This is a genomic window from Neorhizobium sp. S3-V5DH, assembly GCF_004343065.1.
Lineage (GTDB): Bacteria > Pseudomonadota > Alphaproteobacteria > Rhizobiales > Rhizobiaceae > Neorhizobium > Neorhizobium huautlense.
The window spans coordinates 172,911-193,835 of record NZ_SMCL01000004.1 but is presented as its reverse complement, the minus strand read 5'-3'; the positions used below and the strand labels follow the sequence as shown (position 1 = coordinate 193,835).

25 protein-coding genes and 1 tRNA gene are annotated in these 20,925 nt (G+C 60.1%); 9 read left to right on the top strand and 17 right to left on the bottom strand.

What is annotated here, in order from left to right; translation table 11 throughout:
* The first annotated feature begins 46 nt into the window (after positions 1-46).
* Positions 47-529: a BA14K family protein gene (locus tag EDE09_RS08880; protein WP_132409837.1), complete on the top strand. Its 483-nt coding sequence runs from the start codon at positions 47-49 to the stop codon at positions 527-529.
* A gap of 147 nt (positions 530-676) precedes the next feature.
* Positions 677-753, top strand: a tRNA-Pro gene (locus EDE09_RS08875).
* Between the two features lie 93 nt (positions 754-846).
* On the opposite strand, the gene EDE09_RS08870 is transcribed toward EDE09_RS08875, so the two are convergent.
* The 7 genes from EDE09_RS08870 to EDE09_RS08840 form a co-directional block, all read right to left on the bottom strand.
* Positions 847-1,167 carry a hypothetical protein gene (locus tag EDE09_RS08870; protein WP_132409835.1) on the bottom strand — a complete coding sequence of 107 codons (321 nt, stop codon included), beginning with the start codon at positions 1,165-1,167 and terminating at the stop codon, positions 847-849.
* 173 nt (positions 1,168-1,340) lie between these two features.
* Entirely contained in the window at positions 1,341-1,529 is a 189-nt protein-coding gene (locus tag EDE09_RS08865; protein WP_105372008.1) for a hypothetical protein, read from the bottom strand.
* Positions 1,530-1,736: 207 nt separating this feature from the next.
* Positions 1,737-2,033 (bottom strand): helix-turn-helix transcriptional regulator, encoded by a 297-nt coding sequence (locus EDE09_RS08860; protein WP_105372007.1) that lies wholly within the window; start codon positions 2,031-2,033, stop codon positions 1,737-1,739.
* A gap of 30 nt (positions 2,034-2,063) precedes the next feature.
* Positions 2,064-3,320 (bottom strand): O-antigen ligase family protein, encoded by a 1,257-nt coding sequence (locus EDE09_RS08855; protein WP_132410099.1) that lies wholly within the window; start codon positions 3,318-3,320, stop codon positions 2,064-2,066.
* Positions 3,321-3,325: 5 nt separating this feature from the next.
* A complete protein-coding gene (locus tag EDE09_RS08850; protein ID WP_132409833.1) occupies positions 3,326-4,879 on the bottom strand; it encodes an undecaprenyl-phosphate glucose phosphotransferase in 1,554 nt (517 codons plus the stop codon).
* A gap of 80 nt (positions 4,880-4,959) precedes the next feature.
* Positions 4,960-6,120 (bottom strand): glycosyltransferase family 4 protein, encoded by a 1,161-nt coding sequence (locus EDE09_RS08845; protein WP_132409831.1) that lies wholly within the window; start codon positions 6,118-6,120, stop codon positions 4,960-4,962.
* A 7-nt stretch (positions 6,121-6,127) separates the two neighbouring features.
* On the bottom strand, positions 6,128-6,718 hold the full coding sequence (locus EDE09_RS08840) for a polysaccharide biosynthesis/export family protein (protein ID WP_132409829.1): 591 nt from the start codon (positions 6,716-6,718) through the stop codon (positions 6,128-6,130).
* A 184-nt stretch (positions 6,719-6,902) separates the two neighbouring features.
* Here EDE09_RS08840 and EDE09_RS08835 point away from each other — a divergent pair, with 184 nt between their 5' ends.
* The gene (locus tag EDE09_RS08835) at positions 6,903-9,119 is read left to right on the top strand and encodes an exopolysaccharide transport family protein (RefSeq protein ID WP_132409827.1); all 2,217 of its coding nucleotides are present in this window, start codon (positions 6,903-6,905) and stop codon (positions 9,117-9,119) included.
* Between the two features lie 4 nt (positions 9,120-9,123).
* Here the strand turns inward: EDE09_RS08835 and EDE09_RS08830 are convergent, their stop codons facing one another.
* Positions 9,124-10,416: a GNAT family N-acetyltransferase gene (locus EDE09_RS08830; RefSeq protein WP_245505098.1), complete on the bottom strand. Its 1,293-nt coding sequence runs from the start codon at positions 10,414-10,416 to the stop codon at positions 9,124-9,126.
* Between the two features lie 64 nt (positions 10,417-10,480).
* Positions 10,481-10,696, bottom strand: coding sequence for a DUF2842 domain-containing protein (locus EDE09_RS08825; protein WP_132409823.1), 216 nt, complete (start codon positions 10,694-10,696; stop codon positions 10,481-10,483).
* A 135-nt stretch (positions 10,697-10,831) separates the two neighbouring features.
* Between EDE09_RS08825 and EDE09_RS08820 the strand changes: the two genes are divergently transcribed.
* The 4 genes from EDE09_RS08820 (at position 10,832) to EDE09_RS08805 (ending at position 13,675) form a co-directional block, all read left to right on the top strand.
* Positions 10,832-11,932 (top strand): COX15/CtaA family protein, encoded by a 1,101-nt coding sequence (locus EDE09_RS08820; RefSeq protein ID WP_132409821.1) that lies wholly within the window; start codon positions 10,832-10,834, stop codon positions 11,930-11,932.
* A 101-nt stretch (positions 11,933-12,033) separates the two neighbouring features.
* Positions 12,034-12,657 (top strand): TetR/AcrR family transcriptional regulator, encoded by a 624-nt coding sequence (locus tag EDE09_RS08815; RefSeq protein ID WP_132409819.1) that lies wholly within the window; start codon positions 12,034-12,036, stop codon positions 12,655-12,657.
* Positions 12,650-13,120: a cupin domain-containing protein gene (locus tag EDE09_RS08810; RefSeq protein ID WP_132409817.1), complete on the top strand. Its 471-nt coding sequence runs from the start codon at positions 12,650-12,652 to the stop codon at positions 13,118-13,120. Before EDE09_RS08815 ends, EDE09_RS08810 begins: the two co-directional genes overlap by 8 nt.
* Before the next feature lie 129 nt (positions 13,121-13,249).
* Entirely contained in the window at positions 13,250-13,675 is a 426-nt protein-coding gene (locus EDE09_RS08805) for a DoxX family protein (protein ID WP_132409815.1), read from the top strand.
* Here EDE09_RS08805 and EDE09_RS08800 read toward each other — a convergent pair.
* The 4 genes from EDE09_RS08800 to EDE09_RS08785 form a co-directional block, all read right to left on the bottom strand.
* Positions 13,672-14,511: an aminoglycoside phosphotransferase family protein gene (locus tag EDE09_RS08800; protein WP_132409813.1), complete on the bottom strand. Its 840-nt coding sequence runs from the start codon at positions 14,509-14,511 to the stop codon at positions 13,672-13,674. The two genes, EDE09_RS08805 and EDE09_RS08800, sit on opposite strands and share 4 nt — an antisense overlap.
* Complete coding sequence (gene argC, locus EDE09_RS08795; protein ID WP_132409810.1) at positions 14,511-15,443, bottom strand: N-acetyl-gamma-glutamyl-phosphate reductase; 933 nt, start codon at positions 15,441-15,443, stop codon at positions 14,511-14,513. The genes EDE09_RS08800 and argC overlap by 1 nt, the downstream gene beginning before the upstream one ends.
* A 73-nt stretch (positions 15,444-15,516) precedes the next feature.
* Positions 15,517-16,467, bottom strand: a complete 951-nt coding sequence (speB, locus tag EDE09_RS08790) for an agmatinase (protein ID WP_132409808.1) — start codon at positions 16,465-16,467, stop codon at positions 15,517-15,519.
* Positions 16,468-16,547: 80 nt separating this feature from the next.
* Complete coding sequence (locus EDE09_RS08785) at positions 16,548-17,339, bottom strand: phenylalanine 4-monooxygenase (RefSeq protein WP_132409806.1); 792 nt, start codon at positions 17,337-17,339, stop codon at positions 16,548-16,550.
* Positions 17,340-17,486: 147 nt separating this feature from the next.
* Here EDE09_RS08785 and EDE09_RS08780 point away from each other — a divergent pair, with 147 nt between their 5' ends.
* Positions 17,487-17,948 carry an Lrp/AsnC family transcriptional regulator gene (locus EDE09_RS08780; RefSeq protein ID WP_132409804.1) on the top strand — a complete coding sequence of 154 codons (462 nt, stop codon included), beginning with the start codon at positions 17,487-17,489 and terminating at the stop codon, positions 17,946-17,948.
* Positions 17,949-18,024: 76 nt separating this feature from the next.
* Here EDE09_RS08780 and rpsI read toward each other — a convergent pair whose 3' ends face one another.
* The 3 genes from rpsI to EDE09_RS08765 all read right to left on the bottom strand — a co-directional run bounded on the left by rpsI (position 18,025) and on the right by EDE09_RS08765 (position 19,968).
* Positions 18,025-18,492: a 30S ribosomal protein S9 gene (gene rpsI / locus EDE09_RS08775; RefSeq protein WP_105371992.1), complete on the bottom strand. Its 468-nt coding sequence runs from the start codon at positions 18,490-18,492 to the stop codon at positions 18,025-18,027.
* Positions 18,493-18,494: 2 nt separating this feature from the next.
* Positions 18,495-18,959 carry a 50S ribosomal protein L13 gene (rplM, locus tag EDE09_RS08770; RefSeq protein ID WP_105371991.1) on the bottom strand — a complete coding sequence of 155 codons (465 nt, stop codon included), beginning with the start codon at positions 18,957-18,959 and terminating at the stop codon, positions 18,495-18,497.
* Positions 18,960-19,617: 658 nt separating this feature from the next.
* Entirely contained in the window at positions 19,618-19,968 is a 351-nt protein-coding gene (locus tag EDE09_RS08765; protein ID WP_132409802.1) for a hypothetical protein, read from the bottom strand.
* An 87-nt stretch (positions 19,969-20,055) separates the two neighbouring features.
* Here EDE09_RS08765 and EDE09_RS08760 point away from each other — a divergent pair, with 87 nt between their 5' ends.
* Positions 20,056-20,484 (top strand): CoA-binding protein, encoded by a 429-nt coding sequence (locus EDE09_RS08760; RefSeq protein ID WP_132409800.1) that lies wholly within the window; start codon positions 20,056-20,058, stop codon positions 20,482-20,484.
* A gap of 5 nt (positions 20,485-20,489) precedes the next feature.
* On the opposite strand, the gene EDE09_RS08755 is transcribed toward EDE09_RS08760, so the two are convergent.
* The gene (locus EDE09_RS08755) at positions 20,490-20,918 is read right to left on the bottom strand and encodes a DUF6455 family protein (RefSeq protein WP_112801943.1); all 429 of its coding nucleotides are present in this window, start codon (positions 20,916-20,918) and stop codon (positions 20,490-20,492) included.
* Positions 20,919-20,925 lie beyond the last annotated feature (7 nt).

The following is a 20,925-nucleotide window of genomic DNA, read 5'->3' as shown; positions in this document are numbered from 1 at the left end:
ACGAAAAGGAGGATCATTTCCTCCACAGGATCAAAGGAGGTGAATTATGAGGAAGAAACTTGCCGTCGTCGCACTGTCCTTGATTACAGCCTTGAGCGGCATTGCGCCGGCCCAGGCCTTTCCAACGGTCGGCGCGCCGAAAATCGAAGCCCCGCAGGCGATCCAAACCGTCCAGTGGAGCGAGAACGCTTTGAGCCCCCGCCTGGAGAGCCGCCGCTATTGGCGGTACCGGGACGGCGGTCCGCGGCGCTATTATCGTGATCGCTACTATCGGGATAGCTACTACCGGGATCGCTATTATCGCCGCCACCGCGATTCTAATGTCGGTGCGATCATCGGTGGTCTTGCCGCCGGCGCCATCATCGGCGGAGCTTTGGCGCAGCCGCGTTACGTCACACCCCGGCGGTATGTCGGAGGCAATGCCCACGTGAACTGGTGCTACTCTCGCTACCGATCCTACAGGGCCTACGACAATACCTACCAGCCTTACGGCGGCCCGCGCCGTCAGTGCTATTCGCCATATTCGTGATCTCGACAAGGGTCCGCCCTGCCGGATCGGCAGGGCGGGTCATGCCGGTCTTTCCTGCAGGTTGAACAGATTTGTTTTTGGCGGATTTTTCTCTTGCGCCGACAGTGGCATGTCAGTAAGGAAGGCATGCTTCGTTCAGAAGCTGGTCGGGGCGTAGCGCAGCCCGGTAGCGCACTTGACTGGGGGTCAAGGGGTCGCTGGTTCAAGTCCAGTCGCCCCGACCATTTACCTCTCCCCCATTGCCTGATTGAAGCGGACTTACCACGGAAAAAGCCCCGCCGAAGCAGGGCTTTCGTATCTCCATTTTTGCTGGCCGATTAAATCTCCGGGCATCCCGGTCGATTGGCGAAGCGGATGCGATCCCGACCGTTGCGGGTCATGCCCTCCACTGTCACGCTTCGGTCGGTCACGCGGATAACTTCCGGACGACGGAAGCCTTCGTCGCGGGCTGCGGCCCGTGCTTCGCCGGGGCTGCAGCCGCGGCGATATTCGCGGTCTCTGTCCCGAATAACCGGCCGGACGCCGTCCGGTCCGAGACGAAGCTCGAGATCCTGCGCGGAAACGGACGTAGGGAGGGCGCCAAGGGCGCCAAACGAAAGGGCTGCGATCAGCCCCGTACTCGACAACATTTTCATCATCTTGTTCCTCCTTGCGCACTGCGGCGCGAACTGGTCACGCTTGGCGAACGACGGGAGGAGGGTAAAGGTTCCGCTGGATGGAAAAGTATGGGGCGAAAGATCGAACTACATCTGCTCGGGTTTCAGGCGTCGAGCCGAGCCGGTTCAAGTGATGGGAAGAACAGTCGGAAAGCCTATCTGAAGCGCGGCGCCCGGCTTGCATTCATCAGCAGTTCTTGCTGAGAGGCGAAAGGCCCAAGTAGTTTCAAAAGGCGGGCTTCCTCTTCTCGGTCCAGTCGGTAGCGCTTGGCGAATTCTGCGACGCTCCAGACTTTCTTGAGGCCCCGGTCCTCGATCTCATCCGTTTTGAGATACGTTGTCATCAGCTTCCCCTTAATTATTAGAACGTCAACTCACATGGTGAATTTTTGTTCCTGGGAATTTTGCGCTTTTATCGTTAAAAATTGTAACCGGTCGAAACGGCAATTTTTGCGATATTAGCTTCGCGTTGCGGCTCGTTTTTTACCGGGGAAAGGTGAGATGCCGGGACCGCAATTGCCCAACCGACGTATCGTCGTTGTAGGGCGGCTTCAGTCGTCGTTTGCCGCGTTCAGGTTCTGCGGCCGGATGCCTTCGTCGTGGGACTTCTGGCGCAGCCTGACTCCGGGACCGGCGCCGGCATCGTCGCCTTCACCGGCACCGAGAAAGAGAATGCCTCTTGATTCGAAGATGGTGCGCAGGCGCTCGGTGACATCGGAGCCTGCGAAGACCTGGGCCGCCTCTGCTTCCTCGATCACGGATTTTGAAAGACCGGAAGCGGCGGCAAGTTCCTCCACCGTTATCCCCGTCATGGCGCGTGCAGCACGCAGTTGAGAAGCTGTCAGCATGGGAACAATTTGGCGCGTCGGGAGCCCAAGTCAAGTGCTCGCGGGGCGTAGGGACGATCCTATGCGACGAAACCGATGTTCGAGTGCCGCGCAGCCCCAGACGATACCGAGCAGCAGGTAGAAGTGCCGCCAGTGGTCGGTGTCGATGACGTTGCCGATGATCGCATGGCCGAGGATCATGACCCAGGCGATCATCAGATAAGGCTGCCAGGGACGTTCGCGCAGCATATAGCGGAAGCCGAACCAGAGCGTCGACCAGATCATGACCTGATAGGTGACGGCACCGAGCCAGCCGTAGGTGGTGAGCGTCTTCAGCCAGATATTGTGTTCGTCTTCGCCGAACATCTTTCCGAACGCCATCGGCCCGAGCCCGAGCGGCCGTTCCATGGCCATCAGGAAGCCGATCTTGTGACGCTCGAAGCGCCCGAGACGCGCACCGTCATATTCCTGAACCAGTTTTGCCCGGTTCATGAAGAGGTCGTAGACCTGTTCGAACTGAAGCGCAATTGCCAGCGTGAGGGCGAGAAAGACGACTGCGCCCACAGCAATGGCCAGGATCTTCAATCGGAAGGCCGCTGTGCGTTCCTTCAGCAGCATAACGATGACGAGCGCGGCGCCGGCAAAGAGAAGCAGCCCCCAGGCTGCCCGCGAAAAGGAAAGAAAGATCCCGAGGGCCAGGATTAGAATTCCGAGGATCAGGAGCGGCGCCTGAATGAGCCGGCCGGTCAGCATCCGATAGAGAAGATAGAGCAGCGGCGCGACGAGATAGGGGCCGAAGACGTTCGGATCCTGGAAGGCGCCCATGGCGCGATTGTAGCGGGTGAAGACATGCGCGCCTGGAAACGCATTGAAATAGCCGAGGATACCGAGCAGCGAGGTGATGATCGCGGCGGTCACCCAGGCCTTGAAGATAAGGTTCAGCCGCCGGTGGTCGCTTTCGATGACGGCGGCATAAAAGACCGAACTGAGCGCCAGAAAGATCGAGACCGCGAAATACATCGGCGCCGCGCTCATGTCCTTCATGACGAACATGGAAGTGAGGCCGCTCAAGTTGAATGTCAGCAGCAGGACGAGGAGCGGCGCGACGGTGCGTGAAATCTTCAGACCGATCAGAAACCAGATACCGATCTGGATCACCATGATCAGTTCATAAGGAGCGGGTTCGGAAATCACGAAACCTGAGAGAAAGACGCCGAACGCAATCAGGCCGGTGCCCGCAAGCCTCAGTGCAGCCAACCGGCTGTCAAAATGACCCGGATGACCGTGGGCCGGATGATCGGCGGCGATGGCGCTCAATAGGCGTTGTCCGTGTTAAGCAGCCGGACCGGCGTCAGGAATAGGATCTTCAGGTCGAAGAGCAGCGACCAGTTCTCGATGTAATCGAGGTCGTAGGCCGTGCGGGCACGGATCTTCTCGTCGCTGTCAAGCTCGCCGCGCAGTCCGTTGATCTGCGCCCACCCGGTGACGCCCGGTTTGACGCGGTGGCGGGCAAAATAGCTCTCGACTACGTCCACATATTTGCGCTCGCCGGTTTGGGCACTCACCGCGTGCGGGCGCGGCCCGACGAGGGAGAGTTCGCCGCGCAGGACGTTGAAGAGCTGCGGCAGTTCGTCGATCGAGGATTTCCGAAGGAAACGCCCGACTGGCGTCACGCGAGGGTCGGCCTTGGTGACCGCCCTGATCGCACTCTGATCACTCATATTGGTGTACATCGAGCGGAACTTCAGGACCTGGATCACCTCGTTGTTGAAGCCGTGGCGCTTCTGCCGAAAGAGGATAGGGCCCTTGGAGGTTGCCTTCACGGCAATTGCCGCGATCAGCATGACGGGCCAGAGCAGGCTGATCGCGACCAGCGAAAACAGGATGTCGAAGACCCGCTTGGCAACCGAATCCCAATCGCGGATCGGCTTGTCGAAGATGTCGAACATCGGCACCGCCCCCACATGGGAATAGGAGCGGGGACGGAAGCGCAGGCGGTTTGCATGGGCGGCAAGCCGGATGTCGACCGGCAGGACCCAGAGCTTGCGCAAAAGCTGGAGGATGCGTTGCTCGGCGGTCGCGGGTAGCGCGATGATCAGCATGTCGATACGTGCAAGACGGGCGAATTCGACCAGTTCCGCGAAGGTGCCGAGCTTCGGATAACCGGCCACGACAGTTGGAGAGCGCTCGCTGTTTCGGTCATCGAAGATTCCGCAGATGCGGATATCGTTGTCTGGCTGCTGTTCCAGCTGGCGCACGAGCTGCTTTGCCGGCTCGCCGCCGCCAACGATGACGGCACGCCGCTCCATGACGCCGTTGCGCGCCCAGTTGCGGATGGCGAAGGCGGTGAGATGCCGCTCCAGAAGCAGGAAACCGGCGCCGGTTGCGAACCAGACAAGAAGAGCCGCAACGGAATAGGGCTCCGTTTCCGCCACGTGAAGGGCAGCCGCCGTCAGCGTAAAGCCGATCGTCCAGCCGACGAAAACACGCCTGGCCGTGCGGCTGGCGCCGCGCAGTGACGGGATCTGATAGGCATCCGCAAGCTGCAGCAACAGAACGGTGACGGTCGCGCCGGTGGCGATCAGGGCGAAGCGGGCGAGGAAGCCGCTGGCATCGGTGGGAGCCATTAACGCTCCGACGAGCAGGCCGATCGCGAGCATTGCCGCCAGCTCGAACAGGCGGAACTGGCCAATGAGCATGGCCGGAGAGGTGCTGTCGTTGCGAAACTGCTCTGCAATCTGCCGGGCGAGCGGATTGAGGACGATTGCTTCCTCCGCGGCGCGCGTTTTTTCGCTGGAACGGATTTCCGAAACCTTCCTTCGAAGGTTATCGACGTCGAACTGTTCGGACTTGCTCGGCTTGTTCATGGCCCAATCCTTTTCGCCTCCGGTCCAAGGAAGACGGAGGCACTGAAAAAGGACCTAGCAAAAAGAGGTGAAGGAAGCCTTTAGCGCCGGTCTGCCAAAGCGTCCGAGCCCAGCAGATTATGGTACAGGCCGAGCATCTCCCGGGCCATGACGGAGGCGGAAAAGACTGCCTTGAAGGCGTTCGGCTTTGGCATGACGTGCTCCCGCCAATCGGGCGTGGTGACCGCCTCTCTCATGACGCGGGCGAGATCCTCCGCGTCTCCGGGTTGGGCGAGCGCGGCATTTGCGTCTCCCAGTACTTCCGGAATTCCGCCGACGCGCGAGGCAATCACGGCTTTGCCGGCCGCCAAGGCCTCCAGCACGATATAGGGCATCGCCTCGGCGCGCGAGGGCACAACAACGATCTTCGCCAGGGCGAAAGCTTCGCGAGCCGGCATGGCCGGCCGCATCAGGATGCGCCGTCCAAGCCCCCGCTCGGCCATCATCGCCGCGTAACGGTCCTGGTCGGGTCCGTCGCCGACCATGAGAGCAGACAGGGGGCGTCCGACAGCCCGTTCCGTGCGGGCGAAGGCATCGATGAAGACATCCGGTCCCTTCAGGTCGCGAAGCATGCCGATATAGAGGAAATTCGGGGCGGCCGGGTCCGTTTCGACCGATTCGAATTCAGCGTCCCTGATGCCGTTGTAGATCACCCGTGATATTTTGCGCGGCTTGCCGACTTTCCTCTCGTAGGTCCGCCTTTCGTAGTCACAGACGAAGACAAGCGCGTCTCCAAAATGCTCCTGGAAACGTTCCAGCCGCAGCACCACCTGACCGGACAGTGTGTTCCGGTCGAAATGCAGGCTGCCGCCATGCGGCGAATAGAGGCGGGCTACGCGATACCTGTTTACCCGCAGTGCTGAGCCGATCAGCCGGGCAATGGCGCCGCCTTTGGCACCATGTCCATGCAGTATATCCGGCTGCAAGCTCCTGATGTGCTTGTAACTCTTGTAGATGGCCACGAGATCCGACGGAACGATCGCGCGACGCATCGGAATGCGGATCAGGCCGAGCGAAAGCTGCGGCCTTATGCTGTCGAAGAGGCGGTCCTCATGCGCACCGCCGGTCGAGCTGTCGCAGAGTATGCCGACCTCGTGGCCGAGTGCCCGGTGTTCTTCGACGAGATCGCGCACATGGCGGAAGATCCCGCCGACGGGAGACCGGAAACAATGGAGTATCCGCAGGGGAGCGCTCTCCGTCATTGGTTCGTCAGAAGAGCCGCTCGCGGACGTAGATCGTATCGCCAGCCAGCACCGGAGCGGCAATCGTCGTTCGGCCGGTAATCACCTGTCCATTGATCTTGCGGGTGACATCCACATCCCGCTGGTTGCCGCGCGAGGTGAAACCTCCGGCGATCGCAACAGCGTTCTGGGCCGTCATGCCGGGCACATATGAATATTGCCCCGGCCGCCCCACTTCGCCCATCACGAAAACCGGACGATACCGGTCAACCTCGATCGTGACATCGGGGTCGCGCAGATAACCCTGCTTCAGGCGGGACGCGATTGCGCCCTCCAGCGCAGGCAGTGTCTGGCCGCGGGCCGCGACCTGGCCGATCAGCGGGAAGGCCACATAGCCGGCCTGGTCGACAGTATAGGTATTCGATAGGCCCGGCTGCTCGAAGACGCTGATCCGCAGCCGGTCGCCGCTGTCGAGCCGATACGGCTGGATCGTCGCCTGTTGAAAGCTCTTCGGCGCCGGCGCATGGTTCGTGCAGCCGGCCAATGCCGTCGCAGCCACGCCAAGTGCGAGCACAAGCACGTGCTTGGCCGTCACGTGTTTGAATGGGGCGAAGGACATTTTCGCGTTCCGGGCTCCGGCTGTTCATACCATTGCGTCCGTTATCGGTCTGTTAGGGTTAATGTCCGGTAAAGAACGCCGCAATTTAACGGCCGTTAATGAGCAACGGTCGCCCGGAACACTATTAACCCTCGCGTTACCATGATCCTTTACCATCCGCCCAAACCGGTAGTTGGAGCGTATCATGTCAGGCGTAAACGGCAGCAATCAGGACGTGGATATCGATCTCGGTCGGATTATCGCGGCCGTATGGGAACGCAAAGCCAGGATCATCGGCGCCACCGTCATAGCCGCTGCCGTCGCTCTTGTCGGGGCGAGCCTGATGAAGCCGAGCTACAGAGGCGAGACGCGGCTTCTCATCGAATCCCGTTCGCCAAACCTGTCGGGAGGAGAGGGCGCGCCGCAGGCGAACGATCCGGTTCTCGACTCGCTGAACGTCACCAGCCAGGCGCAGCTCCTGCAGTCGAGCGATCTCATCAAGCGCGTGGTCCGCGAGCTGAAGCTGGCCCAGTTGAAGGAATTCGACCCGGCGGCCCAGTCCCTGTTGCCCGATCCCCTGGTTCTGATCGGCCTCAAACAGGATCCGATGACGCTCGACGCCGAGGACCGGGTCATCCAGGAATTTCGCGAAAAGCTGCAGGTCTATCCCGTCGAAAATTCCCGCGTGATCGCGATCGAGTTTTCCTCGCATGATCAGAGGCTCGCAGCCGACATTCCCAACAGGATGGCGGAGGTCTATCTCGAGATTCAGAGCGGTGCCAAGCTCGATACCCATTCCGAGACCGCAAGGTGGCTCGAACCGGAAATCGTCCGGCTGACCGGCAAGGTTCAGGAGGCGGAGAAGAAAGTCGCGGACTACCGCTCCTCCAACGGCCTTTTCCAGACGACCGAAACCAATAGCTTCTCCACCCAGCAGCTCAACGACATTTCAACCGAGCTCGCCCGTGTGCGGGCCGAGCGGGCCAATGCCGAAGCGCGGGCTGAAAACGTTCGCGCGGCGCTGAAAGCGGGGCGGGCATCCGATACGCTGACCGACGTCGTCGGATCGCAGGTCATCCAGCGCCTGAAGGAAGCTGAAGCCAATCTGCAGGCCCAGATATCCGACCAATCCACCCAATTGCTGGAGGGCCATCCGCGGCTGAAAGGCCTGCGCGCCCAGCTGGGTGGCATTCGCCAGCAGATCGACAGTGAAACCAAGAAGATACTTGCCAGTCTTGAAAACGATGCGGAGGTGGCGCGGCTGCGTGAGCGTCAGTTGATGACACAGCTGAACGGCCTCAAGGCAGATTCGGCCAAGTCCGGAGAGGAGGAGGTCGGGCTGCGGGCACTTGAGCGTGAGGCCACTGCCCAGCGCCAGCTTCTCGAAACCTATCTCGCCCGTTTCCGCGAGGCGACATCGCGTCTCGACAGCAATGCGAGCCCGGCCGACGCGCGCATCGTGTCCCCCGCTGTGGAGCCGCCCGAACCCTATTTTCCGAAAGTCATTCCGATCGTCACCGTGGTGTCGCTCGCGACGTTCATTTTCGGATGCCTGATCGTCATGATCATCGAGCTCTTCAGCGGCCGCGCGCTTCGCCCTTCCGGTGTGGGCGATGTCGAGTTCGACCGCGAGGCGAAAGCCTTGCCGGCACCGGTTCCTGCAGCCGTCGTTCCCGCCGATTCCTCCTTGCCGGTGCATCAGATGCAGGCCGAAGCCGCGCGTTTCGACGTGCGCGAGGCCGCGGCCAAGGCACGCGCCAAGGTCTCGGAAAGCTTTGTCTCTCCGACGGCGGAGGAGCGGGTGGAGCAGGTCGAAGCCAAGGACGAAGGCTTCACGATCGGTTCGGTTGCCCGCTATCTTGAACGTTACGATGTTCCGGTGGCGATCGCCATTTCACCGGGCGGTGACGAAGGTTCGACGGCAACCGTGATGCTGGCCCGCGAGATTGCCGAACATGGGCGGACCGTGGCGCTGATCGACATGACCGGTTCCGCCTGCCCGACGCGCCTGATGGCTGAAAATCCGAAATTAGCAGGCATTACCGATCTGCTCTGCGGCGAGACCGCGTTCGGCGACGCGATCCACCGGGATCGTCTCTCCGATGCCCACATCATACCACATGGCGCTTCCGATCCGGGCAAGGCCATGCGCGGCGCCGATCGGTTGACGATGATCATCGATGCGCTGGCCGACGCCTATGATCTGGTGCTGGTCGAATGCGGGCCTGCCGAGATTTCCGGCATTTCGCGTCTGGCGCGCGATGAGACTGCGGATATCATTCTCTCGGTTCCGGGCTTCAAGGACGACGAGGTGGCGAAACTCGTCACTGATTTCGAGATGGCCGGCTATCGGCACCTGTTGGTCATGAGCGAAGCGGGGGACCTGCATTCGCCGCGGCGCGGTCGCCGCCGCGCGGCCTGATCGGTCATTCCGCTTCCGAGGCTGGCGCTGGCCCTTTCGGGCTGTGGCCGACTCGCCAGCGCTGAACCAGGGAGTAGAGGTGGGGATTGCGTTTGATCATCGCCTTGCCCCTGGTCAATCCCATCATCAGCGGACGCAGCAGCGATCCCTTCCAAGTCAGTGGCAGCAGGATGTCGTGCTGGACGGTTTCCTGCGTGCACCAGTTTCGCTTGTAGGGCTGATCACCGACGCCGAAATCGAAGACTGCGGCGCCCTCGCGGCAGGATTGCTCGATGGTCAGCCAGAACAGCAGTTCGCCAGGGCTGGCTTCGGGGCAGATGCTTTCGTCGATGGAACTGAACAGGCAGATGACGTGGTCGCCCTTGCGGGAGAGACCGGCGATAGCGGCGACATGGCCTTGATGTTCGCCGCGCAAACGGATGGCGGAGAGACTGAGCGGAGTGTCGAGACCTGCGGCTGGCACGTCCAGCAGCCGGTGAAAGAACCGACGGACATCTTCCGGCTGGAACACATCCGGCAGCCCGAACTGCGCAAGCCGCTCGCTCTTTTGATGGAAGAAGAGATCCAGGAGCGCATGCTTTTCGGCGCTGCTTTCAGGGCAGATGTGATCATACCCGCCGATTGCCTCGAGCTTGCGGCTTGAGGAGCGGAATTTCTTGCGACGGCTTTTGGCGTTGAGCTGCGCAATGGTCGCCTCGAAATCGCCAAGCAACGGAAGCTGGAAGGAGCGGTTCTGGTTTTCGGTCGTTGCCAGTCCGCGAAGCGGATGCCGGGTACCGCGCCAGGCAAGCGGGATATTGTCGAGGACGATCAGATCGGCCTTGTCCTTTAACGCCGTCCGCACGGCGTGAACAAAGTTCTGAAGCTCCTCCGTGTCGGGCTCGGCGAGATTGGCGAAGAGGCCGGAATTGAGGTTGTTGAACCGGTCCCCAGGAAAGCGCGCGATCTTCACGCCTTTTTCTGCGACGATTTCGAGCGGCAGGATGAGATGCGTCCGATTTTCGGCCACACCCTGAAGGATGGCGAGCTCGCTCTTGTGTGCCTGCGTCCAGGCAAGACACCAATCGAACCCTTGGTGCAGGGAGTTCTTTTCCTGCGTCTCCAGACGGCGCCACTCGGCTTCGATCGGCTGCGGATTGTCGAGGACGTGCAGTGACAGATCGGCAAACCGCACCATGTCGTCCGCAGCCGGGCCTCCAGGCATTGGAACGATCTGTTCTTTGTATTGGGTTCCCCGCTGCTGCATGGCTTCGCCCGCTGATGCCGTTTTGCCGGCACGATAGGGAGGAGGAGCCAAAAGTCCGTTTATCCTTGGTCCGGTGTGCGGACAAACCGCAGCGGCTGGTTAACCGCCCGTAAATTCAGCTCCTGGGAGGTCTGGGACCTGCCATCCACTTGATGATCAGCATGGCCGGAAGGATCCAGAGCAGGCCGGAGAACAGGAAATAGAGAAAATGCACCCACCATGGCGAGGTGGCGAGCATGAAGGTGGCGACGGTCGTGGCAGCCAACGCATAAATGACCACCAGAAAGATGATGAGAAAAGTACCGATGAAACTTCTCAAACGCGGGACCAAGACGTTTTCTCCTATCCGCGACGGCATGCCGCAAAGTGTCGGGGCTTGTTTTGCATGGGGCGATGAGGCAAAGCAACGCCAAAGAACAAAAGGCGTCTGAAGACGTCTTTTCGCCACGAGCGACGGGAGTATCCCATGTCCGCGACGAACGCAGTCATCATCGATGTCGTGAAACAGACGAAGCGCCTCGAGCGCGACCGCAAGGCGGTGCGCATCTGGTTGGGGGTCGTTATCTTCACGCTTTTCTGTCTGGTCCTGGTCGGGGGAGCGACCCGGCTCACCGATTCCGGTCTCTCGATCACCGAATGGAAGCCGATCCATGGGGTGATACCGCCGCTCTCGGCGGAGGAGTGGGAGGAGGAGTTCCGCCTTTATCAGCGCATTCCGCAATACCAGCAGGTCAACAGGGACATGACGGTTGACGAATTCAAGTCGATCTTCTGGTGGGAATGGGCACACCGCTTCCTAGCCCGCTCCATCGGCGTGGTCTTTGCCGCTCCGCTTCTCTTCTTCTGGCTAACGGGCCGCATTGAAAAGCGGTTGCGCTGGCCGCTGGTGGGCGTCCTGGCACTCGGCGGTTTTCAGGGCTTTATCGGCTGGTGGATGGTCTCCTCCGGCCTCAGCAAACTCGTCAGCGTCTCGCAATACCGGCTCGCCACGCATCTGACGATTGCCTGTCTGATCTTCGCCGCCTGTGTCTGGATTATGCGTGGCCTGTCGCCTCATAGCCATGACGCGCCACCGACTGGAAAGTCCGTCTGGGCAGCGGGTGGCATCGCTCTCCTCGTTCTCTTTCAGATCTATCTCGGCGCCCTGGTGGCAGGTCTCGATGCCGGCCTTAGTTACACGACTTGGCCGATGATGGACGGCGCGCTGGTGCCGGGCGACCTGTTTATTCAAGAGCCCTGGTGGATCAACCTCTTCGAAAATCCCAAGACGGTGCAGTTCGCGCATCGATGCGGCGCCTATCTGCTGTTTGCCGTCACACTCGTTCACATGATCGTTTCGCTCTCCGAGGCGCCGGGCAGCACCCATGCCCGCCGTTCAATCCTGCTCTTCGTGCTGGTCGGCATCCAGGCGCTGATCGGGATTTCAACCTTGGTGATGCAGGTTCCCATGCATCTGGCGCTTACCCATCAGGCCATGGCCATGATCGTTCTCGGATTTGCCATAGCCCACTGGCGCGGTTTCATCGGAGAATATCCTCCCGAAACGGCGGTCGTTACCCGCAGCTGATCTCCCATCATCAAAGGCCTCTCCGAGGCGGGCGGATCTAGTTCCGTCCGCCTTTTTTTGTTGGGTTGACGGCTCTCGATATTCATGTCATTATAGGTGACATGAATACACTAAAAGTGACAAAGTACGAAAGTCCGCTACGGACGGAACAGGCACAGCAAACGCGAGAGCGCATCCTGGCCGGCGTCAGGGCAATACTGGAAAGCGATCCGGACAGCGCTCTCGGATTCGACGAACTGGCGGAGGTGAGTGGCGTCAATCGCCGGACCATCTTTCGTCATTTCCCGACCAAAGAGGATCTGCTCTCGGCCTTCTGGCAGAGCACCAATGCCTCGCTCGGCGTGCGCTTCTGGCCAGAGAGCGAGCGCGATCTCGTCGATCTGCCGCCGGCACTCTTCACTTCGCTGGATGGCATCGAAGGCATCGTGCGCGCCTCCCATGCGAGCGGCCCGGGCCGACAGATGCGGCTGCAGGCCAACGACGAGCGGCAGGCAGCCTTCAAAAGAAGTCTCTCGGACGTGTCGAGCCTTCTCCAACCCGAACGGGCGCGACAGCTGGAGGCGACGGTCCAGCTGCTTTTCAGTGCTACGGCCTGGCAAACCATGAAGGACTATTGGGGGCTATCCGGCGAAGAGGCGGGAAGAGCGGCTGCATGGGCGATCGGCGCTCTGCTCGATGCGGCAAGACGGGAAGGGCGCATATCGAAGGACGAAAGAGATGAATGACAATTTTTCCGCAAGGGTCCATCCGGCCGCGAGCGCCGGCGTCTTCTGGGTCATGGGCGACCAGGTGATGAAGCGAGGCAAATTGGAAGGCACCGGGTTCAACGTCATCGACGTGCTGGTGCCGCCGGGAAGCGGCACGCCGCCGCATATGCACGCCTCTCCGGAAATCTTCCGCATTCTGGAGGGTACTTTGACCATATGGAGTATGGTGGAGGGAGGGCCAGCCGAAGTCGAAGCTGTGGCCGGCGATGTCGTCACCATTCCTGCCCATGCGCCGCATGCCTATCGTAATTCCTCTTCCGAGCCGGCGATAATGATGGCCATCGTTGATGACGGGATGATGGGTTTCTTCGAAGCCGCCGCCAGCCATGAACCGCCGGCAGGCCCGCCAACGCCGGAGGTAATCGAGCGGACCATGGCGTTGACCGAAACCCACGGCATTCACATCCTGCAGGCAGCCTGAAGCTGGGACGGGGCATCACCCAATGGCCCCGTTTTGGGTAATTGTCTCAACCCGACTGTCGGCAAATCTTCTGACCACCCGTCCTTGGAGCATAGCCGCACGGCTGCACCAAGGAGAGAGGGCAGGACAATGGCAAGGACAATCGCGGTTCTCGTTGCAAGGCTGATTTTCAGCGGCCTGTTCGTCATGGCGACGAGCTTCAAATTCTTCGATATGCCGTCGACGGCGGGCTATATCGCCGGCGCCGGTCTTCCGTTTCCGCTCGTCCTCGCATGGTCCGCTGCGGTCTTCGAAGCGGGATTGGCTTTTGCTTTCCTGACCGGGGCCTTCTTTTCGGAGGCGGCGCTGCTTGCGGGCATCTATGTCATCTTTCTGGCATTCGCCTTTCACGGGCCGAGCCATTGGGAAGGCAATCAGGCGGAATTCGGTTTCTTCGTCGACCATTTCACGTTTCGCGCCGGTATGCTGTTCGCTGCCGTACACGGACCGGGTGAGAGGCTCGCGCTCAACCTTGGTCTGAAACAGACATTCGGACCGGCAAGGCGGATCGCCTAGGCCTGCCGCAATACGCTGCGAATCGCTGCAGCGACGGCAAGCTCGTCTTCGCAATCTTTGGCGTTGTCGTCTTCGTAATGCCAGGCGGCGGAAAGGCAGCCATAGGCAAAGCCATAACGGAGGATGGTGCGGACATCGCGCCTCAGCGTTCCTGAGAACACCTCCGCCATCGAGGCGATGCGTTCCTCGTTTCGTGTCAGGTCGAACCGGTCGAGCGGATTGGAAAACATGTTGGCGACATCGAGCGCCGCATCGCCGATCAGGCCGGCCGGATCGATGATCAGCCAGCCGCGTGGCCCAAGCATAATGTTCTCGTGGTGCAGGTCGCCGTGCAGCGGTTTGATGTCCTGCTGATTGCCGATCAGGTCTTCCGCCATAGCGGCCGCCTCGACGAAGGGGCTGGCAACACCAAGGTGGCGGTCGGCTTCTGCCTTGTTGAACAGGCTCGCGAAGTAACGGGACAGCGGCTGCAGGCTAGCGGGTGGCGGTGTGTCCGATGGGCGGTGGTATTCCGTCAGCACCTCGCTCGCGATCCGGGTGGCGTCGCGGTCGCTGTGAGCGACAAGATGATCGCGGAGCGTCGCCCCGCCGGCATGTTCCATCAACAGGATGTTGCCGGAGCGCCCGATCAGTCGAACGCAGCCGACACCATCGCGCCACGCAAGAAAATCGGCGCCGCGAAGATTGTCTTCCAATGCTCTGGGTTTAAGGACTTTGACGATATCGAGTTCGCCGCCGGCACGCGTCACTTCGTAGACGGTGCCGACGATCGTATCGGCGATTTGGCGGGCGCCTTCGATCCGCCATTCCAAGGGGAAGGGAATGCTGCCGGTCATCAGGCCGACAGCATCAGATCCATGTTCTGAACGGCCGCACCCGAAGCGCCCTTGCCGAGATTGTCGAGCAGTGCGACGAGGTTGGCATGCGCACTGCCCTGCGTGCCGAACACGAAGAGCTTCATCGTGTCCTTGCCGACCAGTTCTTCCGCATCGACGCGAGGAAGCGCCTTGCTCTCTTCGAGCGGGACGACCGTAACGATGTCCTGCCCGGCATAGTGCTCGAGAAGCGCTCTGTGGATGCCCTCAACCGTCGCATCACCCTTCAAGTCTTCCAGGAAGAGCGGTACCTGCACGATCATGCCTTGCGCAAAGCGGCCGACGGACGGCGAGAACAGCGGCGGGCGATCGAGCAGGCCGTGAACCTTCATCTCCGGCACGTGCTTGTGTTTGAGCGGCAGGCCATAGAGAAAGTTATTGGCCCTGATGGCCTCCGGATGGTCAGGATTCTCCATCTGTGCGATCATCTGCTTTCCGCCGCCGGTATAACCGGAGATGGCGTTGACCGTTACCGGATAACCGTCCGGCAGGATGCCGGCAGCGCGCAACGGCCGGATGAGACCGATGGCGCCGGTAGGATAGCAGCCCGGATTGCTAACCAAACGGGCGGATTTGATCCGGTCGGCCTGAGCCTGATCCATCTCGGCAAAACCATAGGCCCAGGACGGATCGACACGGAAAGCCGTCGAGGTGTCGATCACCCGCACCTTGTTGTTGCCGGAAAGCATGGAGACGGCCTCGCGGGAGGCGTCGTCCGGCAGGCAGAGGATGGCGATGTCGGCGCTGTTCAGGAGATCCTCGCGCATCGCGGCATTGCGCCGCTCGGCTTCCGGGATCGACAGCAGTTCGACGTCGCGGCGGCCGGCCATGCGGGTGCGGATCTGCAGTCCCGTGGTGCCGTGTTCGCCATCGATGAAGATTTTCGCTGCCATTGTCTTTATCCTGTGATGTCAGTGCCTTGGCTTGACGGCCGGATTCAGTTTACCAGCCGCTTGATTCAGAAGTTTAACGCAGTGCCTGCCGCTCCGCGCGAAGCCCGAGCATATACATCGCAACGGTCGCTCCGGCAATGGCGGTGATATCGGCATGATCATAGGCGGGCGCGACTTCAACCACATCCGCGCCACGGATATCGAGGCCGCCGAGCTGGCGCAGAACCGAGAGGATCTTGGCGCTCGAGGGACCGCCGGCTACGGGCGTTCCGGTGCCTGGCGCAAAAGCAGGGTCGAGACAATCAATATCGAAGGTGAGATAGGCCGGTTTTCCGCCGGTATGGTCGAGAATCGTCGCGGCGATTTCGGCTGCACTCATTTCCTCGATCTCATGGCCATAGAGGAGGCGGATGCCGAAATTTTCCGGGGCATGGGTGCGGATGCCGATCTGGATCGAGCGCGTGGCATCGATAATGCCGTCGCGCACTGCCCGCGCTACGAACGAACCGTGGTCGATACGACGGTCGTCGTCGAGCCACGTATCCTGGTGAGCATCGAATTGGACAAGGGCAAGAGGGCCGTGCCTGGCCACATGCGCCTTGAGCAGCGGCCAGGTGATGTAATGGTCGCCTCCGAGCGTCAGCAGGAAAGCACCGCCGTCGAGGATCACATTCGCTTGGGCCTCAATTGCCGCCGGCGTCTTCTGATGGTTCCCGTAGTCGAGCAGGCAGTCGCCATAGTCAATCACCGCCATTTCCGAAAAGAGATCGCGGGAGAACGGATACTGGGGGTCGTTGTCGAAGATCGCGGAGGCCCGGCGGATCGCCTGCGGTCCAAAGCGTGCGCCCGGCCGATTGGAGGTCGCCGCATCAAAGGGAATGCCCCACACCACCGCATCGACACCCGCCAGATCTTTCGTGAAGCGTCGTCGCATGAAGGACAGCGCGCCGGCAAAGGTGGGATCGGTCGCAGCAGAGGTAAGGCTGGTTGCCGTGAAGGCGTGATCGATCGACTTTTCCGCCATTGCGTCCCTCCATCATTTGTGGGGGACGTTGGCCGATGAGGGCCGACAAGGCAAGCCACCTTCCGATAAAAGTGGCATGCTTAGGAGGCCTTGGCCTCGAAGGCGGGCGGAAAATCGCCAAGGGCCTTGGCGTCTCTGATGCGAGCGCCGATATCCTCCTCAATGATTGCTTCCAGCTGCGCGAAGCTGTCGATGACGTAATAGATCGGCTGGACGATATCGATTCGATAGGGCGTTCTAAGCACCGTCATCAGGTCGAAGGGGCGGAATTCGCTTTCGTTTCCTTCCATCGCGGCGCGCGTCTCGTTGGGAGAAGAGACGATACCGGCGCCGAAGCAGCGGCGTCCCTGCGGCGTGTCGATGAGACCGAATTCGACAGTGAACCAGAATATCCGGAACAAGTGCCAGGAATATTCCTTGCCGAGCCCGACGGCTTTCTCACCGAAGCGGCGAACGAAATTGGCATAGCTCTGGTTCGTCAGCAGAGGACAGTGGCCGAAGACCTCATGGAAGATATCCGGCTCTTCGATGTAGTCGATGTGCTCCCGGCGGCGGATGAAGGTCGCCAGCGGAAACTTGCCCTGGGATAGCAATTCATAAAAGCGCGACGGCGGGATAAGTGCCGGCACGCCTTCCACGCCGAAGCCGGTGGTTTCGTTGAGGCGTCGGTTGATATCGTGAAGCTGGGGAACCTTGTCAGGCTTCAGGCCGAGCAGCTTTACGCCGTCCAGATATTCCTTACAGGCCTTGTCGGCCAGCAGCGTCATCTGGCGTTGGTAGAGTTCGCTCCAGATGCCATCTTCTTCAGTCGTATAATGATAGGTGCCGTCCGCATCCGGCAGCTTCGCCGTATAGGTGCTTTCCTTGGGCATGAGCGCCTCCCGATTTCGGTCCCGCAGCCGGGCTCCTCCAGCCTCGGTCTGCTGTCACCACCATATCCCGAAAAACACGGATAAACATTTCAGCTTTTCCGGTTTATGATGCAAGAATGGGAAAAAATCCCAAAATTAGGTGGCGGAATGAAAGAAACTTTGAAGGTCGCCCGCAAGCTCCTTCAGCTCGTGCAGGCAGGAGGCGGTTCTTCGCTTGCCGAGTTGGCGGAGAAAGCCGGGATGTCGCAAAGCACCGCGTGGCGTAAGATCCAGGAACTGGAGGCAGATGGTGTGATCAGAAAGCGGGTTGCCCTTCTTGATCCTGCCAAGCTCGATCTCAAGCTTTGCATCATCGCCCATGTGACTCTGGAGGATCACCACGAGGAGGCCATCGAAGCTTTTGCGAACGTCGTGCGCGATCGGCCGGAGATCATGGAATGTTATGCGCTGTCTGGAACGTTCGACTACATGTTGAAGATCAGGGCAGCCGATGTCGAAGCCTATGAAGCCTTCATGACCCGCCATCTGATGCGCAATCCGCATGTGCGCAACGTGGTTTCCAGCTTCGTCCTGCGCGAACCGAAGTCGACGAGCGAACTGCCGATCTGAAGAGATGTCAAAAGCCCCAAATGAAAAAAGGCGGAACCGAAGCCCCGCCTTTTGAAAGTGCAAGATCCAGAGACGATTAACGCTTGGAGAACTGGAAGGAACGGCGAGCCTTGGCTTTACCGTACTTCTTACGCTCGACAACGCGGCTGTCGCGGGTCAGGAAGCCACCCTTCTTGAGAACCGAACGCAGGCCCGGCTCGAAATAGGTGAGAGCCTTGGAAAGGCCGTGGCGCACAGCGCCAGCCTGACCGGAGAGGCCGCCGCCGGTGACGGTCGCAATGATGTCAAACTGGCCGGTGCGGGCAGCTGCAACGATCGGCTGCTGCAGGATCATCTGCAGGACCGGACGGGCGAAATAAGCCGAGAAGTCCTTGCCGTTGACGATGATCTTGCCGGAACCAGCCTTGACCCAAACGCGGGCGACTGCGTTCTTGCGCTTGCCGGTCGCGTAGGAACGGCCAAGATTGTCGACCTTGCGGACGTGAACCGGAGCCTGGCTTTCGGCCGCCGGAGCGAGATCCTTCAGAGAGGAGAGATCGGCCATGATCAGGCGCTCCTTACATTCTTCTTGTTCAGCGAGGCCACGTCGAGAGCGACCGGCTGCTGGGCTTCGTGGGGATGGTTGGACCCGGCGTAAACGCGCAGGTTCTTCATCTGGCGACGACCGAGGGGGCCGCGGGGAATCATGCGCTCAACGGCCTTTTCGATGACGCGCTCCGGGAAGCGGCCTTCGATGATCTGGCGCGCAGTGCGCTCCTTGATGCCACCCGGGTAACCGGTGTGCCAGTAATAGGTCTTGTCGGAATATTTCTTGCCGGTGAGGGCAACCTTTTCCGCATTGATGACGATGACGTTGTCGCCGTCATCGACGTGAGGGGTGTAAGTGGCCTTGTGCTTGCCGCGCAGGCGGTTTGCTACGATGGTGGCGAGGCGACCGACTACGAGGCCTTCGGCATCGATGATCACCCACTTCTTCTCCACCTCGGCGGGCTTCTGAACGAAGGTTGACATGGTTTTCTCTTTCGTCTGGACCCGTGATATCCGATATCGGATACAGGGCGTTTCTTGTTGCTTGGTTCGACGGCAGAACCGCCAAAAAGAATGCGGGCCACAGGGGTCCGCAATCTGTGGCGGCTTATACCGGTGAGATAAGGATGCGTCAAGGCAACCGATCTTGACTTAGAAAAAATAATCCCAAACATTTCAATGGTTTATACATGAGGTACGCATTTACCACACTTAATTTTCGCATGCAGGCCTCTTTGCGGCAGATGGTGTAGGAACTGCTTTTGCAGGCTACTCTAGGTCAGATGTGGGTTTTTGCTGAGAGATGCCGTTGCGGCAACGGAGCATCTGCGGCTGGAACGAAGAACCTTCCGCCTAATGCTGCATACAACCTGTGGGCACAGATCGTCGAGGCGCCGCGGAAACCGATAGCAGGCTATCGGCAAAAGAGGTGAACATCGATTTTTCCTGTCAACGCCTTGTGATAAGTATTATTTTTGCGCATCAAGAAAATGTCGGCCGAAAAATCAATGGCTATGATTTTTCACGGGTGATGAATAGTAGGTGCACCTAATTCAACTATAAGATGCTTCTAATATGCTTCGTACGGAAGCGGAAAATTGCGAGAACATCTATTGAACACGGCCTGTCTACCATCCTACGGTCAGAATCGGGTGCATCCCGGCTGCAGCGGAAAGCAGTCTTCGGGATCGGGGCGCCTTTTGCAGGCGCGCACGGGGCAGCGAGGAGTGTCCATCGTCGGGACGGTGACGCGATCTGCATATTCGTGGCCATCGCAGAAGCCGCTGTCTGCAACATAGCGGTCGTAAAGGGTCATCCCGCGTACGTTTCGGGAAGGATAACGCAGGATGACCGCGCCCTCCCGGTCGATCGCACGTTGCACTGCGGCGCAGGACATGCCTGCCGAATTATAGCGTGAGATAGAAAAGGCGGGTTCGGCCGACGCAACGGCGACGGCGCAGGCGATCGCAAGGCTTGCGAGAAATTTTTTCATGACCTGCATCCCATTTACAGAGATAGAGCCATACATAGAGCGAAGCGACCGCGCCGCCAGAGGCGTTTCATCACCGGAGCTGCCGTCATGAATCACGACCATTATGATAACGGATATATTGCCGAAATCCTCAAGAACACCAGGACGATCGCTCTTCTGGGGGCTTCGCCAAATCCGGACCGGCCAAGCAATCGTGTTATGGGGTTCCTGCTTGGCAAGGGATACACGGTATATCCGGTCAATCCCGGTCAGGCAGGCAAGCACATTCTCGGTCAGACGGTGTACAAGACCCTTGGCGACGTGCCGCAACCGGTCGACCTGGTCGACGTCTTCCGCGCCGCCGAGTATCTGGATGGCGTCGTCGACGAGGCCATCGCCCTTGAAGTGAGGCCCAATGTCATCTGGGGCCAGCTCAGCGTACGGGACGACAGGGCGGCGGCAAAGGCGGAAGCGGCCGGCATTAAGGTCGTAATGGACCGATGCCCGGCGATTGAATATCCACGGCTTGTCGCCTGACGGTATCAGTCCGCCAACAGTTCCGGCCGGGCGCGCATCTCGTTGAGATGGTCGGCATTGCCGCAAAAGCTCGCGAAATCGATGGCGGCAGTTCCGTCGGCCAGTTCCCTGCGACAGCGGCCCTTTTCTCCGCAGTTCGAGCAGTTGATGTGCATTTCCCGGAATTCCAGGGGTTCCAGGAGCCTTACCTCTTCCGGATCGATATTCAGGACCCGCATGAGGGTCAGCATTTCGTCTGCCGCATGAGGTCCGCGACGGATCAGAGAAACGAATTCGTCCTTCGACAGCGCGTTGTCGCGGGCGAGCACTTCGACCATCTCGTTATCAAGGCTTGCGAGGATCTTTGCCTCCTCGACCGTGTCCCACGCCGAGGAACACCAGCGGGCAATTCTGGAAGCGAGGCTTTCATGGCGGATAGGGGCTTGATCGGTCATGGTATTC